At 37.3% G+C, this 17,309-nt stretch carries 17 protein-coding genes and 1 pseudogene; 17 read left to right on the top strand and 1 reads right to left on the bottom strand.

Features of this window, described 5'->3' with window-relative positions:
* The 4 genes from AQ616_RS07045 to AQ616_RS07040 form a co-directional block, all read left to right on the top strand.
* A partial coding sequence (locus tag AQ616_RS07045; protein ID WP_069685353.1) for an N-acetylmuramoyl-L-alanine amidase occupies positions 1-693 on the top strand: 693 nt, incomplete at its 5' end.
* 423 nt (positions 694-1,116) lie between these two features.
* Positions 1,117-1,266, top strand: a complete 150-nt coding sequence (locus AQ616_RS19575) for a hypothetical protein (protein WP_154648743.1) — start codon at positions 1,117-1,119, stop codon at positions 1,264-1,266.
* Positions 1,267-1,771: 505 nt separating this feature from the next.
* Positions 1,772-1,942, top strand: a complete 171-nt coding sequence (locus AQ616_RS19570) for a hypothetical protein (protein ID WP_154648744.1) — start codon at positions 1,772-1,774, stop codon at positions 1,940-1,942.
* A 330-nt stretch (positions 1,943-2,272) separates the two neighbouring features.
* A complete protein-coding gene (locus AQ616_RS07040) occupies positions 2,273-2,854 on the top strand; it encodes a DUF5067 domain-containing protein (protein ID WP_017796766.1) in 582 nt (193 codons plus the stop codon).
* Positions 2,855-3,459: 605 nt separating this feature from the next.
* Here the strand turns inward: AQ616_RS07040 and AQ616_RS07030 are convergent.
* Positions 3,460-4,401 (bottom strand): M23 family metallopeptidase, encoded by a 942-nt coding sequence (locus tag AQ616_RS07030; RefSeq protein WP_069685351.1) that lies wholly within the window; start codon positions 4,399-4,401, stop codon positions 3,460-3,462.
* Positions 4,402-4,466: 65 nt separating this feature from the next.
* On the opposite strand from AQ616_RS07030, the gene AQ616_RS19180 reads away from it, so the two are divergent.
* The 13 genes and pseudogenes from AQ616_RS19180 (at position 4,467) to AQ616_RS20045 (ending at position 17,268) form a co-directional block, all read left to right on the top strand.
* Complete coding sequence (locus AQ616_RS19180) at positions 4,467-4,691, top strand: hypothetical protein (protein ID WP_230199324.1); 225 nt, start codon at positions 4,467-4,469, stop codon at positions 4,689-4,691.
* A 366-nt stretch (positions 4,692-5,057) separates the two neighbouring features.
* The gene (locus tag AQ616_RS07025) at positions 5,058-5,780 is read left to right on the top strand and encodes a phosphoadenylyl-sulfate reductase (protein ID WP_017796770.1); all 723 of its coding nucleotides are present in this window, start codon (positions 5,058-5,060) and stop codon (positions 5,778-5,780) included.
* 122 nt (positions 5,781-5,902) lie between these two features.
* The gene (locus AQ616_RS07020; protein ID WP_069685350.1) at positions 5,903-7,741 is read left to right on the top strand and encodes an assimilatory sulfite reductase (NADPH) flavoprotein subunit; all 1,839 of its coding nucleotides are present in this window, start codon (positions 5,903-5,905) and stop codon (positions 7,739-7,741) included.
* Positions 7,742-7,770: 29 nt separating this feature from the next.
* Positions 7,771-9,516 carry an assimilatory sulfite reductase (NADPH) hemoprotein subunit gene (cysI, locus tag AQ616_RS07015; protein ID WP_069685349.1) on the top strand — a complete coding sequence of 582 codons (1,746 nt, stop codon included), beginning with the start codon at positions 7,771-7,773 and terminating at the stop codon, positions 9,514-9,516.
* Positions 9,517-9,520: 4 nt separating this feature from the next.
* The gene (gene cobA / locus AQ616_RS07010) at positions 9,521-10,297 is read left to right on the top strand and encodes a uroporphyrinogen-III C-methyltransferase (RefSeq protein WP_017796773.1); all 777 of its coding nucleotides are present in this window, start codon (positions 9,521-9,523) and stop codon (positions 10,295-10,297) included.
* Positions 10,298-10,312: 15 nt separating this feature from the next.
* Positions 10,313-11,077, top strand: a complete 765-nt coding sequence (locus AQ616_RS07005) for a sirohydrochlorin chelatase (protein WP_069685348.1) — start codon at positions 10,313-10,315, stop codon at positions 11,075-11,077.
* Entirely contained in the window at positions 11,077-11,721 is a 645-nt protein-coding gene (locus tag AQ616_RS07000) for an NAD(P)-binding protein (protein ID WP_017796775.1), read from the top strand. Before AQ616_RS07005 ends, AQ616_RS07000 begins: the two co-directional genes overlap by 1 nt.
* A complete protein-coding gene (locus AQ616_RS06995) occupies positions 11,711-12,520 on the top strand; it encodes a uroporphyrinogen-III synthase (RefSeq protein WP_017796776.1) in 810 nt (269 codons plus the stop codon). Before AQ616_RS07000 ends, AQ616_RS06995 begins: the two co-directional genes overlap by 11 nt.
* A gap of 19 nt (positions 12,521-12,539) precedes the next feature.
* Complete coding sequence (gene sat / locus AQ616_RS06990; RefSeq protein WP_017796777.1) at positions 12,540-13,727, top strand: sulfate adenylyltransferase; 1,188 nt, start codon at positions 12,540-12,542, stop codon at positions 13,725-13,727.
* Between the two features lie 12 nt (positions 13,728-13,739).
* Positions 13,740-15,518: an SLC13 family permease gene (locus tag AQ616_RS06985; RefSeq protein ID WP_069685347.1), complete on the top strand. Its 1,779-nt coding sequence runs from the start codon at positions 13,740-13,742 to the stop codon at positions 15,516-15,518.
* A 10-nt stretch (positions 15,519-15,528) separates the two neighbouring features.
* Positions 15,529-16,140 (top strand): adenylyl-sulfate kinase, encoded by a 612-nt coding sequence (gene cysC / locus AQ616_RS06980; protein WP_069685346.1) that lies wholly within the window; start codon positions 15,529-15,531, stop codon positions 16,138-16,140.
* Positions 16,141-16,168: 28 nt separating this feature from the next.
* Positions 16,169-16,279 (top strand): annotated as a pseudogene (locus AQ616_RS19410) (potassium transporter TrkG); the annotation flags it as partial.
* Positions 16,280-16,428: 149 nt separating this feature from the next.
* The gene (locus tag AQ616_RS20045; protein ID WP_069685345.1) at positions 16,429-17,268 is read left to right on the top strand and encodes a peptidoglycan DD-metalloendopeptidase family protein; all 840 of its coding nucleotides are present in this window, start codon (positions 16,429-16,431) and stop codon (positions 17,266-17,268) included.
* Positions 17,269-17,309 lie beyond the last annotated feature (41 nt).

Raw genomic sequence — 17,309 nt, 5'->3', positions numbered from 1 at the left:
ATGAGTAGGACAAGCGACACGACTCGGAGTCTTGCACAACGTACAAATGATGCGAATAGTTGGGGCGCTGATTACTTTGTGAGTATTCATATTAATGCTGGTGGTGGAACTGGTTACGAGGATTATATTTACAATGGCAGTGTTTCCAATAACACAGTGACTTACCGTGATAGAGTTCATGCAGAAATTATGAGACAAGTGGATTTTAGAAATCGGGGTAAAAAGCGTGCTAACTTCCATGTATTACGTGAATCAAATATGCCTGCTGTATTAACAGAGAATGGATTCATTGACACAGTAGCTGATGCAAATAAGTTGAAATCAGATGCTTATCTTAATCGTATTGCGCTAGGTCATGCCAATGGTATTGCACAAGCGTTAGGGTTAAGAAGAAAATCTGGTGGAGGTAGCACCTATACGGTACAATCAGGAGATACTCTTTGGAGCATTGCCCAAGCCCACAATATGACTGTGCAACAATTAAAAGACTTAAACGAATTAACTGACGACACTATTTATCCGGGGCAAGTTTTAATTGTTAGCAGTGTCGGGGCTGTTTATCATACAGTTCAATCCGGTGAAACGCTTTGGGGAATTGCACAGCAGTATAATACAACGGTTAGCGCAATCAGAAGCCTTAATGGATTGACTGGTGATATTATTCGGCCTGGTCAGAGATTACGGGTAAGATAAATTAAAATAAAAATCCTGCTTTTGGTAAATTACCAGAGGCAGGGGGTTATTTGTATATTACTTATCTATTACATGAAAAATACTATATTACTAAAAAAACTATGTATGAGATAATTAAGTATTAGGAAATTAGTTTATACGTTATAAGCTTTCACATATAAAAAGACTCTGATATCAAAACCTTAACTGTACCCACCTCTGATGGGAAAAACTAAAATGAAATTAGTAACATCTCAGTTTATTTTGAAAGTAATGGGGAAATCTTACATTATTCAGAGCTTTATGTTTGAAAATCTGAAAAAACACATTTAAGTTGAACTATTACTTAATGGTGAAGTTCAAGAACACGGAGTTACAAATGAGGAATTCACCACCGCTGAAAATTACCAAAAAAATCAAGAGGGAGCTATTCAACCTGCTGGAGTGGATTGGAATGCCTTTCTAACATGTATGGGCATTACAGGTGTAGCAACTTCTCTTATATCATCTGTTTGTGGTCTTGCATGTGCAGCTGGTGTATTAGTATTTAATGCGGTCACTGTTTCAGGCTGTATAGCTGGAAGTTGGATATAATTGATATAAGGTAGGTGAATAATGTGGAGATAATTGCTTCTCTTCTATTAGCTTCAGCTTTGATTTTAATAGAGGCATCTTCAAAGAGAAAAGAACAAAAAATCAAATTACAGCTGCATATTTACTTTTAGGATCTGCTTCCATACCGCTAGCTATATTCTTCGATAATATGTGCAAGTGAAATACAAGATAAACAGGAGAAAGTTTCATGGCACAAAAATAATTGATATATAGAATACTTATGTTTTTACCGGAAGAAAGATTGAATGAAGCGTTATTAGGTGAAAAATATAATAAGGCAAACCTGCGTAAGTTTTTTAAGGGCCTCTGAGTATGAAGTAAGCGAAACAAAGAAAGAAACAGATAATTTTTTAAAGCTTTATGACCAAAAGTAGACAATTAAATAAAAGAATTTCCTTATCAAAAGTATCTAAATTCATTTGTACTATGTTTATTGGTGGATATAAATGCTATCTGAAAAGGAGAAGAAATAATAAGAGAGCAATTGTCGAAGTCAGATCCAGATGCACTGAATACCTGCTTATCAACGATAACTTCGGAGTTAATGATGACATTAAGACATCACAACGAAAACGCAATGACAACAAAAGTAGTCAAAGTAATGGAAAGGACTGAGTATAACGCTCTGTCAGATGAAGTAAAAGACAGAGTATGAGGTGGAGAAATGCAATCTTCCAAGCCGCTGTGGAAGTTTTAGGATGGAGATAGTAAAAAAGCAAGGGATTATTTAATGCCCATACTTTTTTGCCATTTAGAACTATTACCATAAATAGTTTAAATTGTATATAAGTGAGTTTATTATATAATCGTGGTCATTGATTAAGTATTCAAAGAGGATTTTATAATATTCGGGAATAGACATCTCAAAAGTTCTCAAAGGGAGATGTTTTTTTAATTTATATTGATATGTATTTTTTGAAAAAAACTATTAAACTTTGTTTATAACTAACCGATAAAAGAATTAACATACAAGGAGGTTTTATACATGAAAAAATATTTGTTTACTTTAATTGCCGGATTGTTACTTATCTTAGCTGCTTGCGGTGATTCTAGTGATAGTGAAGATGCTACAGCAGAAGCAAGTGATACAAGTAATGAGACTACAGAAGAAAGTTCTACCAACGACAAAGAAGAAGCGGGGGAAGAAAATACCGAAGTATATTTTAAAGACAATGAAGCTAAAATTGAAGATTTAAAAATCCAAATCAAAGATACTAAAGTAATAGATGTAGGCGAACCAGGAAATGAATATGGAGAGAAACCAGTGTTCGCTATCTGGTATGAAGTAACTAATCTTTCTGACAAAGAGCTAGATCCTACCACTGCTTGGATGGCAATGTTTACTGCTATACAAGACAATGATCCTAATGCAGTAAATGAATTAGGCGTCGGTATGTTACCTGATCAAGCTCATTCTGACACACAGTTAGCAACTATTAAAGAGAACGGTACAGTAGAAAATTCTATAGCTTATGAACTAGATGATTTAGAAACACCAGTAACATTGGTTGCTACTCAAGGAATCATGGGTGATGAAATAGGAAGTCAAGATTACGAAATTAAATAAAGAATAATTTATTAAGGCATCTCATAATGAGGTGTCTTTTTAAATAGAACTGATACTATTTTAAAGTTAAAATATAACCTGATATAAATACAGGGTGAATTAAATGGTGAGAGATTTTACAAAAGACCTTTAAATTTGATTTATGATACATTAGCCCTCAAAAAACAGCTAAGGGAATTTTTATTTCTTTATTTTAAAATAGTGTAAAAAGCAGGTTAAGAGTGTTCAATATACATTGTACAATCACTAAGGTCCAGTTATTATTGCACTATAAAGGAGTGATTCAATGGAGTTAATTACTTTATCTATAATGCTTTTGACAATTATAATTATTGCCATTTTATCAAAGAGGAAAAAGTTTAGATTTTATTACGTAGTAAGCTATCTTTTGCTGGGTATTTTCGCACTATATATAGGTATTAAATTTAATAACGTATATTCTGTTATATTATATGGAACAGCATTTATTTCTAACTTATCAGGATTTGTACTCTCACTTACTATTAAGGATGACTATGCGACTCAAAATTAAGTCCCCTATCTGGGGGATTTTTATTTCATACAAAAAATAAAAAAGGCCACCCACTTAGAGTGGCTTCTTTAATCTAAAAGTTTATAAATAGTTCTGGATCAATTCCATTACGTGATTGCCAAGAGCCTTCATGTATTTCAAAATGTAAGTGTTGTCCGGTAGAATTACCTGTATTGCCCATGTAACCTAATAACTGCCCTTGTGGGACAGTTTGTCCGACGCGTACTTGTAAATTACTTCTCATATGTGCATAAACAGTAGTGTATTTTTTATTAATAATATTATGTTCTACATAAACCACGTATCCATAACTGGAGCTATAATCAGCTCTTGTGACTTTTCCAGAAGCTGATGAAACTATTTGGCCACCATTTCCTCTAGCTGCAAGGTCAATCCCATAATGAAAACCACTTCCCCTAGGTCCATAAGTACTGGTTACGGTATAACCACCGTTTACCGGTACTATAAATTTTGACTGATTGTCTTTTAGACTAATCCATTTTTTGCCAAGCCATGTTTCAATTTGATACCATCCATCAGACGTTACATTAAAAAACTTTACAGTTTGAGCTCCAATAGATGCCGGTGATTTAGAATTGAAAGAGGGCTCGTCATATAATTTATATTGTTTATCTAAAGTTAGATTTTGTCTGTAAGGTGCTATCCACTTATTCCCTAACCAAGTTTTTACTAACCACCAACCACTCTCTCTTTTTGCGATTACAGTGATTTCTTGCGGCTTAATAGAGGCTCCGGTTGATTTTGTGAAATTAGGTTCGTTATAAATTTTTACAGTCTTACTTAAATTTTCTTTGATACCATTAGGTGCAATCCATCTTTCTCCTAGCCATGTATCAACTCTCCACCAACCATTGTCTTTTTGTTCATATACTGTTATAGTCTGTTGTTCTATAAAAGCAGAAGTACTTTTTAAAAGATCTGCTTCATTGTATATTCTAGTTGCAAAGCTGAGTTCAACTTCTACTCCATTAGGAGCAATCCATTTTTCACCCAACTAAGTATCTACTTTAATCCAACCATTGGTTCTTTCATCTAGTATTTCTAGAGTTTGAGGTGCTTGTGGCTACTTTACTAGGTTATTATTGGTGCGGTACATGTAGAAGAGAATTAGAACCAAAAGACGGAGTAATGGTAGGTGAAGTAAGAACAATGATGCATATAACTTATGATTGTCTTGGAAAGAAAAAGAGATTGACAGAGGATACGCAGAAGATATTATACTTAAATATAATTTTGGTGAGTCACTCGAAGATTAAGAGTGGCTTTTTTCATCATTCTCATTAAAATATAGTTCGTCTACTATACAATTTAACAAGTTTATAACAGTTTAGTAATAGAAATGAATTATTATTATCCAACTCGATATAACAACTTGGCTAACACCTATCCAGTCTGTAACCATTAATATTGGAAAAAGGAACGTTTGTTAATTAATATCCATAAATAGCATTTTTGAAATGTGGGTAACGTAGTCTATACAGTTATTTAGTGCTAATTATCAAACTTTTTTAAATTTACTGTTGACTTCGTTGGTTTTTAGCGGTAAAATGCTTACAATTCATATTGTATTACTATGAATAATTTTCTCTAAAAAATACTAAGAAAACGGGAATAAGCTGAATGTATTATAACGTCTGGGAGGGATGTTAAATGGGTGGCTATTCAGTTACCTATAGTAATTTTGTTAAAGACCCTTATAAAGACTGGGTTCCTGATGATGAGACAAAGGGTGCTTCGAAAATTCTGCAATGGGCCTATAAAGAGTACGGAACTAATATCGTATATGCTTGTAGCTTTGGGGCAGAAGGAATTGTTCTGATTGATCTTATATCGAAGACACAAAAGAATGCTGATATTGTTTTTCTAGATACTGATCTTCATTTTCAGGAAACATATGACTTGATAAGAGATATGGAAGTTAAATACCCAGCACTGAACATTCATATCAAAAAGCCCGATTTATCCTTGGATGAGCAGGCGGCAGAGTATGGTTCAGCCTTATGGAAACGTCAGCCTGACCAATGCTGTTATATTCGAAAAATTAAGCCGTTGGAAGATGCATTAAGTGGTGCACCTGCTTGGATTTCTGGACTTCGGAGAGAACAGTCGGTATCAAGAAGCAAGACAGATTTTGTCAACAAAGATGAACGATTTAAATCAATTAAAGTCTGTCCCTTGATTCATTGGACGTGGGATGAGATATGGGACTATATTAAAGACAACGACTTGCCTTACAATGAATTGCATGATAATGGCTACCCAAGTATTGGATGCATTCCTTGTACTTCACAAGTGAGTGATTCCGATCATTCACGTGCTGGAAGATGGGCGGGCATTCAAAAGACGGAATGTGGTCTTCATACCTCTGATTAATTACTAAAAACCCTCTATTGTATCTAGAGGGATTGATTGTTTAATTAATTCCTAGTAAATTGGTCCGCAAACTTATAAAAGTAGTATTTACTTGATGTATCTATAATGTGAGGTGAAATATTTTGCTGCTACAGGAAACAAACAGTCCGTTTAATAAAGAACAATCTGATTATCTTAATAAGCTATTACCGACGTTAACGGAAAGTCAGCGTATTTGGTTAAGTGGTTATCTGTCAGCTACACAGTTAGCTGATAGTAATACCGAGGCCCAACCAATCAATTTGATTTCAGACCATGAAGAATTACTTAAGCCAGTCAAAGAAACAAAATTAAGGGATGTAACCATACTTTACGGGTCGGAGACTGGCAATGGTCAGACCATTGCAAAGGACTTGGGCAAAAAAATAGAATCAAGAGAATTTAAAGTCACTATTTCTTCTATGGATGACTTTAAACCAAAAGACCTCAAGAAAGTGCAAGATCTCTTCATCATTACAGCAACACATGGTGAAGGAGAACCTCCTGAAAATGCAATATCTTTCCATGAATTTCTACATGGCAGAAAGGCGCCAAAGCTGAAAGATGTTAGGTTTTCTGTTCTCTCCCTTGGCGACCAGTCGTATGAATTCTTTTGCCAGACTGGAAAAGAATTTGATAAGCGTTTGGAAGAGCTGGGAGGGGATAGGCTCTATCCGAGAGTTGATTGTGATGTGGATTTTGATGAACCCACAGCTGAATGGGTGGACGGCATTCTTCATGAACTGTCTAAAGCAAAACCCACCCATGACACAGTTCTGAACGTGCAATCCGCTGGTATTGTTACGGAAAGCCCCGTTTATTCAAGAACCAATCCATACCATGCGGAAGTGTTGGAAAATTTGAATCTTAATGGTGAAGGATCGAATAAAGAGACCTACCATATGGAGTTATCTATTGAGGATGCAAACCTTGAATTTGAGCTAGGTGATAGTCTTGGTATTTATCCTAAAAATAATCCTGAAATGGTGGAACAGCTTATCACTAGTTTGAATTTCGAACCTGAAGAAAGTGTTTCGATCAATAAGCATGGGGAAAGACGATCGTTACGAGAAGCATTGTTGTCCAATTTTGAGATATCAAGAATCACAAAACCATTATTGGATAAAGCCGCACAGTTTTTTAATAATGATAACTTAAAAGAACTTATGGCTCCGGAAAAAGTTGAAGAACAGAAAGCCTATATACAAGGGAGGGATGTCATCGATTTGATTACGGATTACCCGCCAGTAGATATGACACCAGAAGAATTTATTCAAATTCTCAGAAAAATGCCGGCAAGACTGTATTCTATTTCCAGCAGTTTTAAGGCGAATCCGGATGAAGTACATATCACTGTCGCAAAAGCCATTTATACAGGTCAAAGGCAGGAACAGGCTGGTGTTTGTTCTGGCCAGTGTGCGGAAAGGGTAAAGCCTGGAGATCTATTGCCGATTTACATCCACCACAATCCAAACTTTAAGTTTCCTAATGATGTTGACACACCTGTAATTATGATTGGACCTGGTACAGGAGTCGCGCCTTACAGATCCTTTCTGGAAGAGCGTGAAGAAACAGGAGTTAAAGGCAGAACCTGGCTGTTCTATGGAGATCAGCATTTTGCCACTGACTTTCTCTATCAGGTGGAATGGCAAAACTGGCTGAAACACGGAGTACTGACCAAGATGGATGTGGCCTTCTCACGAGACAGTGCTGATAAGGTTTACGTGCAACATCGAATGTTGGAGCATAGCAAGGAACTCTATCAATGGTTGCAAGATGGAGCAAATATCTATGTATGCGGTGACGAAAAGCATATGGCACATGATGTACACCAAACACTTTCAACAATTATTCAGAAGGAGGGCTGCTTCAGTATTGAGGAAGCGGAAGCGTATTTGACTGATATGCGAAAACAGAAACGGTATCAACGCGACGTTTATTGAAATAAGCATACGAAAAAGGGGCTGAAAGAGTGACGAAGTCTAATATTTCAAAAGATAATGATCCATTGGATGAAGTGGAGGACATAAAGGAAAGAAGTAACTTTTTGCGGGGTACAATTGCAGAAGGATTGGAAGACCGAATTACTGGAGCGATTTCTGATGATGATAATAAACTATTAAAGTTTCACGGAAGTTATCAACAGGATGATAGGGATTTACGAGATGAAAGACGTCGGAAAAAACTAGAGCCTGCTTACCAATTTATGATTCGAGTCCGCACTCCAGGAGGTGTTACGACGCCGGAACAATGGCTGGTGATGGATGACTTAGCTCATAAATATGCTAACGGATCGATGAGATTAACAACCAGACAGACATTTCAACTACACGGTATTTTGAAATGGGATCTGAAAAAGACTATGCAGGGAATGAACCAGGCTTTGATGACCACAATTGCAGCCTGCGGGGATATTAATAGGAATGTCATGTGCAATGTTAATCCCGAACAGTCTGATGTACATGCTGAGGTATATGAATGGTCGAAAAAAATCAGTGATCACTTGCTGCCGGAGACAAATGCTTATCATGAGATCTGGCTAGATGACAAAAAGATTGTAGACAGTCGTGAGGAAAATGAACCGATCTATGGATCTACTTACCTTCCAAGGAAATTCAAGATTGGTATTGCGGTTCCTCCATCGAATGATATCGACATCTATTCTCAAGATTTGGGATTTATAGCAATCGTGGAGGAAGGAAAATTGTTAGGTTTTAATATTGCTGTTGGCGGTGGAATGGGAATGACACATGGTGATACAAATACCTACCCACAAATATCTCGGGTAATTGGTTTTTGTCTGCCTGAGAAAGTTACAGAGGTAGCTGAAAAAGTAGTAACGATTCAAAGGGATTTCGGTAACCGTTCGAACAGAAAGAATGCCCGTTTCAAGTATACGATAGATGCCAGAGGAATTAACTGGTTTGTAGAAGAATTGAATGAAAGGTTAGGCTGGGATTTGGAAGATAAACGATTCTATGAATTTGAAGCTAATGGTGATAGTTATGGATGGATAAAAGGAAAAGACTATTGGCATCTAACCTTATTCATTCAGAATGGTCGGATAAAGGATTTTGAGAACTATCCACTAATGACAGGTTTGCGAGAAATTGCAAAGGTCCATAAAGGTGATTTCCGTCTGACTCCGAATCAGAACCTGATAATTGCAAATGTATCCAGTAGCAACAAGAAACAAGTCAATGATCTGGTAGAAAAATTCAAACTTACTGAGGGAAAGACTTATTCCGGGCTCAGAAGAAATTCAATGGCATGTGTTGCCTTCCCAACATGCGGGCTTGCCATGGCGGAATCGGAAAGATATTTGCCGGAACTTTTGGACAAAATCGAGGTCATACTTGACGAGTCAGGTCTTAAAGAAGAAGAAATAGTCATCCGCATGTCAGGTTGTCCGAATGGTTGCTCACGTCCTGCATTGGCAGAAATCGCCTTTATTGGCAAAGCTCCTGGAAAATACAATATGTATCTTGGTGGTAGCTTTAATGGAAGTCGACTCAACAAGCTTTACAAGGAAAATATCGGCGAAGAGGAGATTTTGGAAACCTTGCGTCCTATATTTTTAGACTTTGCCAGGGATAAACAGAAAGATGAACACTTTGGTGATTTTGTGATTCGTGCGGGTTATGTGAAAGAAGTTAAATCAGGTTTAGATTTTCATACAAATAGCACGAATGTAGTAGAGACTCCAGGAGGGAAGTGAAAGAATGGGAAAGGTTTATTTGGTGGGAGCCGGTCCTGGTGATCCGGAACTGATTACGCTTAAAGGCTTAAAAGCGATTCAGCAATCTGACATTATTTTATATGATCGATTAGTGAATGAGGAGTTATTAGGCTATGCTTCGGAAAAAGCCGAATTGATTTATTGCGGTAAAAGTCCGGAACACCATTCACTTTCACAGGACAATATAAACAAATTACTCTGCAGATATGCGAAAGAGGATAAAATTGTTACAAGACTGAAAGGCGGCGATCCGTTTATTTTTGGAAGAGGTGGAGAGGAGGCGATGATTCTAAAAGAAAATGGATTCATTTTTGAAATCGTTCCTGGAATAACTTCTGGTTCCGCAGCACCTACCTATGCAGGAATACCTTTAACGCATCGGGATTACAGTTCCTCCGTATCTTTTGTTTCGGGTGTTAGTAAAACTGGTGAGGATCATGAAAAATATTGGGAACATCTCGCGAAGAGTTCGGATACCCTTTGTATTTACATGGGAGTAAAAAGCTTGCCTGAGATTTGTGAACGTTTAATACGCTATGGCCGTCATTCCACAACTCCGATTGCAGTAATCCATTGGGGAACGACAGTAATGCAGCAAACCGTGACAGGGACGTTGGAAAATATCGTTCATGCTGCAGACAGCTTAAAAAATCCTTCCATGATAATTATTGGAGATGTAGTGCGGCTAAGGGAACAGATTCAATGGTTTGAAGAGGAAACCACTGAACATGATTTCAATCCAGAAGTGGTGATTGGTTAGTTGGGAGGTGCAGTTGTGCAAGGAGTACTTTATGTCAGTCATGGCAGTCGTATACCCGAAGCAACAGCAGGTGCAATTGCTTTTATCAACGAAGTGAAAAAACAGATTGATATCCCATTGCAGGAAATTTGTTTTCTAGAGATTTCCAAACCAGACGTCGGGCAAGGGGTAGATAATTTGATCAAACAAGGAGCTACGAAGATTGCTATTGTACCTGTTTTCCTGTTGCGAGCGGGGCATTACTATCAGGATATTCCAGAAGAAATCAAACAACTTAAAAATAAATATCCACTCATACAATTCATCTATGGGGAGCCACTTGGCGTACAAAATCGTTTGACGAATGTTTTGGTAGAACGAATTGAAGAAACTAATATCCAGCCAGATGAAGGATCAAAAATCCTGCTTGTAGGCCGAGGTAGCCGTAGTCCCCAAACACAAAAAGATATTGAGCAAATTGCATCGAATTTACAGCTGAAAATGAACCTCCATGTCGATGTATGTTATTTGGCTGCTTGCAGTCCTTCCTTTGAACATGGATTAAGGTCCTCATTGGAGGAAAATTACTCACGTGTTTTTGTCGTTCCTTATCTATGGTTTACAGGAGTACTGCTTCAGTCGATGGAAAGAGAAATCAACGTGATGGAAAAGCAGGGTAAGGATTTCATTCTGTGTAGTGAGTTATCTAAACATCCGATTATGGTCGAAGCATTGAAAGACCGGGTTCAGGAAGCAATTCACTCAAACAAAATTTATAACTCTACAAGGGAGGTTAGATGATGGCTTTCACTCCAATGATGATTGATTTATATGACAGGCATGTGGTGATAGTTGGAGGAGGCAAAGTAGCCCTACGAAGAGCAAAAACACTTTTGAAAAATGATGCTGTAGTAACAGTAATTAGTCCGAAAGCAGTGGAAGATATTGTATATCTGTGGACAAAAGGACAATTGCTTTGGAAAGAAAAGTATATAGAATCCACGGATCTTAAAGGTGCCTTTCTTATTATTGTCGCAACGAATGATCCAATTGTTAATTACAATGTAATCAACTGGGCACCAGAAGAATCACTAATCAACGCTGCCGCAGATGTAGAAAAGGGAAATGTCGCATTTCCATCTTTTTTTAGACGAGGAGATCTCTCTATCAGTGTATCAACGAACGGAGCGAGTCCGCAATTTGCTGTCAAAATGAAAAAAGAGCTTGAATGTTTATATAATGAAGACTACGGAGATTATGTCGATTTTTTATCTGTGTGCCGTCAGCTTATTAAGGAATCATTTTTAGATAGATACCAACAGAAGTTGTTGTTAAAAGAGATTTTGTCAGAAGAATTTTTAGACAGAGAGAGACAGAGAAGTTTTATTGAGTCGTTGAATAAAAATGGAAAAATGATCGAAAGAGTGAATCAGAATGATGGATAATGATTCTAAAAGAATTGGCATTGCAGCGAGCCGAAGATCGAATGAAATCTCAACACTTGTTAAAAAGATTAATGGCACACCTGTTGTGTTTTCCATTCAAGGAGAACAGGTTTTAAATGATGAAACGAGTGAACGAGATGTGGAGGAATTAATTGCCAACGCTTTTGATTTCGTTGTGCTTACTACCGGAATAGGAGCTTCAACATTGGAAGAAGCTTCATGGCGTGTCAATCGTTTCCCCGAATTTATCAGAAAGCTAAGTAGTATACCGTTGGCAATACGTGGAAGTAAAACTGAGAAATGGCTTAAAAAGCATTCCTTGAATGCAAAAGTTGTTTCAAAAGATGGAACAATGGAAAATCTGCTAAATTCCTTGACGCCGTTAATAGGAAGAGAGAGCAATAAAGTTTTTCTTCAGACATATACTGAGGACGATTTGGTATTGAAAGAAAAACTAGAAAGTATCGGCTGTAATGTATATATGTCAAAGCCATATCGTTACAGAAATCCAGATAAAGAAACCATAGACAAATTGGAGTTAAATATAGTTGAGCAAAATCTAGATGCCGTAATTTTCACGAGTAAAACCCAGGTCAAGAATTTATTCCGAACGGCTATTGATACAGAATTATTAGCAGAAGCATTTAATAATCATGTAACTGCTGTAGCCGTTGGTAAAGTGACCGCCAATCAATTGAATCAATATGGTATCGGGCGTGTGGTTCAGCCCGCAAATCAAAAGATGGGCGCCATGATAATCGAACTTAGGGATTATCTATCGGCAAATCCAAATCAATAACTTGATGGAGGTTTTGAATATGAAATCTGTAAAAAAGAAAGAACGGGTAAACATCCTGCCTCATGGTGGCAAGCTCATCAATAGGGTAATAACCAGTGAGAAAAAGGAATCGTATCTACATAAATCAAAATCATTGCCCACATTAAAACTAGACGCATGGAGCTTATCAGATTTGGAGCTCATTGCCAATGGTGGTTTCAGCCCGTTAACTGGATTTATGGGAGAGGAGGATTATCGAAGTGTCATCGAACATGTACACTTGAAAGACGGAACAGTCTGGAGCATTCCTATTACATTGGCCGTAAATAAAGAGAAAGCAACCTCCTATGATATTGGTACGACGATAGCTTTGTTTGGAGAGGACGATATTTTATATGGTGTGCTTGAGTTGGAAGAAAAGTATACCTATGACAAGGAAAAAGAAGCAAATCTCGTTTATGGTACGACAGACACTGCTCATCCTGGCGTTAAAAAACTTTACGAAAAAGGAGATGTGTACCTTGCTGGGCCGATTTTCATGTTGAATCGTCCGAGTCATAGTAATTTCGAAAAGTTTTATTATGATCCGAAAGAAACAAGGGAAATGTTTGCTGACTTAGGGTGGAAAACAATTGTTGGTTTCCAAACACGTAACCCAGTTCATCGCGCCCATGAATATATTCAGAAAAGTGCTTTAGAATCTGTTGATGGATTGTTGTTGAATCCATTGGTGGGTGAAACAAAATCAGATGACATTTCTGCGGAAATACGTATGGAAAGCTATCAGGTTATTCTAAAAAATTATTATCCAAAAAACCGTGCAAGACTTGTCATTTATCCAGCCGCTATGCGATATGCCGGACCTAAGGAAGCAATTCTTCATGCGATTGTTAGAAAGAACTATGGATGTACGCACTTTATTGTCGGTAGAGATCATGCTGGTGTAGGAGATTACTATGGAACGTATGAAGCACAGGAATTGATTTCCCATTATGAAGAAGAACTAGGTATCCAGATATTTAAATTTGAACATGCTTTTTATTGTGCCAAATGCGAGAATATGGGCACTGAAAAAACGTGTCCGCATGGAAAAGAATTCCATATCCATTTGAGTGGTACCAAGGTCCGTGAGAAGCTTCGCAATGGAGAGCAGCTACCTAAGGAATTTTCCAGACCAGAAGTTGCATCCGTACTTATGAAAGGATTGAGCAAGAACAATACAAATTAAAGGGTGTTTCCCGTGTCAGCAGAAATGATATTCGTACTCCTGATGGTTATTGCCATGCTGGGAGCCTTGCTTTTTGAAATGGCAAGTCCATCGATTGTTGTTTTTACGGTCCTTACTATATTCCTGATAACGGGTATTCTTAATCCGTCTGAAGCTTTGAGCGGATTTTCCAATGAAGGGATGATTACTGTTGGTCTCCTTTTTGTTATGGCAGGAGCAGTAAGGAAAAGTGGAATTCTTGAAGACCTTATGAAATCATGGATGGCTGGAAGCGATAGAATGATCGGTTCTGTTGTGCGTTTTTTCATTCCTGTTTCACTTCTTTCAGGATTCCTGAATAATACACCAATCGTCGTCACTTTTATGCCGATAGTAAAAGGCTGGTGTGAAGAAAAGGGGATTGCACCTTCGAAGTTCTTGATCCCCCTTTCTTACGTAACAATACTAGGGGGAACTATAACAGTCCTTGGAACATCTACCAATCTAGTAGTTCACGGAATGCTAATCGATTATGGTTATGGCGGTTTTACTTTATTTCAACTAGCAATCGTAGGTATACCGATAACTATAGTTGGTCTTATATATATTTTTACGATAGGCTACAGGTTTCTTCCGGAGAATAAAGGTCTTCAGCAACAAATTGATGATGATCCCAGAGAATACTTGGCAGAATTAATTGTGGATCAATCTTTTTCATTCGCCAATCAAAGTATTAAATCTGCTGGATTAAGGGATTTAAAAGGTTTGTACCTAATCGAAATCATCAGAGAAAATGAACGAATTTCCCCTGTAAGGCCGACAACAATCATCCAGTCAGGTGATCGATTAATCTTTACCGGACTAATTGAGACTCTTAGAGATGTGCAAATGATAAAAGGATTAACATTACGAACAGGTACAAATCTGGAACTTAGTGAACTGAAAAATGGTAATACTGAGATTGTGGAAGTAGTTATAGCGCATCAGTCATCGCTGCAATCAAAAACGATTAAACAATTAGAGTTCCGTTCAAGATTTAATGCAGGTGTGATAGCCGCTCATCGAGAAAATGAACGAATTGAAAGTAAAATAGGAGACATTGTCCTAAAACCAGGAGATACGTTGCTACTATTAGCTGACAAGGATTTTGTTGAAAAGTATAAGCATTCCAAAGACTTTTATATCTTAACTTCTCCAGGTACTACGGAGACATTGAGAATAGACCCTATAAAAGGGTGGTTTACTCTCCTTCTGTTTTTTGGATTGATAGCACTCGTGACATTAGGTGCGCTATCCATGTTTAAAGCTATGACCATGGCAGTTGTTCTGTTGCTGCTGTTCAAGGTAATAACTCCAGAGGAAGCGAAGAAATATATCCATTTTGACGTATTACTATTGATTGCAAGTTCATTTGGCATCGGATTGGCCATGTCGAAAACAGGTTTGGCTGAGTATATTGCGGAAGGCATGTTGATGTTGGGAAAATCAGCAGGTCTGATTTTGCTCTTACTATTGATTTATATTTTGACAAATATTTTCACAGAGATAATTACGAATAGTGCTGCAGCAGTCTTGATGTTCCCTGTTGGGATGGAAATGGCAAGGAGCCTTCATGCTGAACCAATGGGATTTGCAGTAGTAATTGCTATTGCAGCTTCAGCTAGTTTTATTACGCCAATCGGCTATCAAACAAATATGATTGTATATGGCCCTGGAGGCTATAGATTTATAGACTATCTAAAAATAGGGACACCACTCAGTCTGATAGTGATGGTTTTGACTGTTAGCATTGTCATTTACTGGTGGTATTAGGAGGAAAACCATGAATAAATCTACTAATATCGTATGGCATCAATCCAGTGTAAAGAAAGCAGACAGAGAACATTTGAACAATCATAAAAGTGCTGTATTGTGGTTTACTGGATTATCGGGATCAGGTAAATCTACCTTATCTTCGGCATTGGAGAGTGAATTGTTTTCAATTGGGACACACACCTATCGTCTTGATGGGGATAATGTCCGGCATGGGTTAAATAAGAATCTTGGCTTCAGTCCGGAAGACCGGACAGAAAATATTCGTCGTATAGGAGAGGTTTCCAAATTGATGGTTGATGCGGGATTGATTACTTTGACAGCATTTATCTCTCCTTACCGGGAAGACAGGGATCGTGTAAGAGCAACTCTTGCACAAGGTGAATTCATTGAGATTTACGTGAAGTGTAGTCTAGATATATGTGAAGTTAGGGATCCGAAAGGGTTATACAAAAAAGTTCGTTTGGGTGAAATTAACAATTTCACTGGAATTGATGCTCCATATGAAGAACCACTTCATCCAGAAATTATAGTAGATACGGAAAATCAGACGCTGGAAGAATCCGTTCAAATGATTATTCAATATTTGAAAGAAAAGCAATACATCAAAGGCACGAGTTGAAAATGAAGCTTGTGTTTGCTAAAAGCGTTCTTCTGCATTTGGCACAGTGGGGTTATCCATGGGGTTTACTGCTGATTTAAGTGAAAGAGGAAAATTGTTATTATATATATTGATGTTAGCAGGAAGAATTGGAGAAATTCTAAAGGTAATATAGGCTGGAGATGTCTTTACCGGATAAATCATGTTAACAAAAGAGGAAAAAATAGACAATTTATTTAGGTGGCTAGTCCTGTCGGGCAAGTCACTTTTTTCATATAAATGGTAGAAAAGGGAGGAGAGTTATATTATATGCCATTTCGAGATTATAGAGTAACATCTAAGTTTGGTTATAGAAGAGATGTGTGGACAGGAATCGGATTCACTTTTCATACAGGGATAGACTTAGTTAAGTATCATAAAGCAAGTATTCAAGCATTTACAGATGGGGAAGTTATTTTTGCTGGTATGGGTAGAACTGGAACTGGTTTAGGCGGTTTTGGAAAAGTAGTACTTCTTCAGGATAAAAATAACCGAGGGCAATTATATGCTCATTTGGATAGTGTATCCGTACAGCGTGGTCAATATGTAAAGAAAGGGCAAGTAATAGGAGAACAAGGGGATACAGGAAAGACAACTGGTTCTCATTTGCACTATGAAGTGCGTAAAAAAGCTGAGACTCAACCTCCATACGGCTGGACCTCAGATAGGACGAATAACTGTTTAGATCCTACGAAATATTTACAAAACTATCGGGATAACAAGCATATTATTCAGGATATTCAGTCTGGGTTAAATACTAAATATCAAACAGGTTTATCCATAGACGGTATATCAGGTCCGTTAACAATTAAAGCAGCAATCAAAGGATATCAAATAGAATTAAATAAACAATTCAATGCAAAACTAAATGTTGATGGTATATGGGGGCAAAAAACAAAAGCCGCTACAGTTACAATAGCAAGTGGCGCTAAAGGAAATATTACCTGGATACTTCAAGCGATGCTTTATATTAAGGGAGAGAATCCAAAAGGATTAGATGGTATTTTTGGTACTAATACAAATAATGCAGTGAAATCTTTTCAACAAAAGGAAAGTATCCTCATTGATGGGAAAGCAGGAAAAGTTACTTGGGAGAAATTATTTTTATAAGTCTAAATTGTATTAATAAACATCAAAGTTTGGTGAATATT

This window comes from Oceanobacillus sp. E9 (genome assembly GCF_001741975.1).
In the GTDB taxonomy this organism is placed as follows: Bacteria; Bacillota; Bacilli; order Bacillales; family Amphibacillaceae; genus Oceanobacillus; species Oceanobacillus kimchii.
This window is presented reverse-complemented; position numbering and strand designations above follow the sequence as displayed.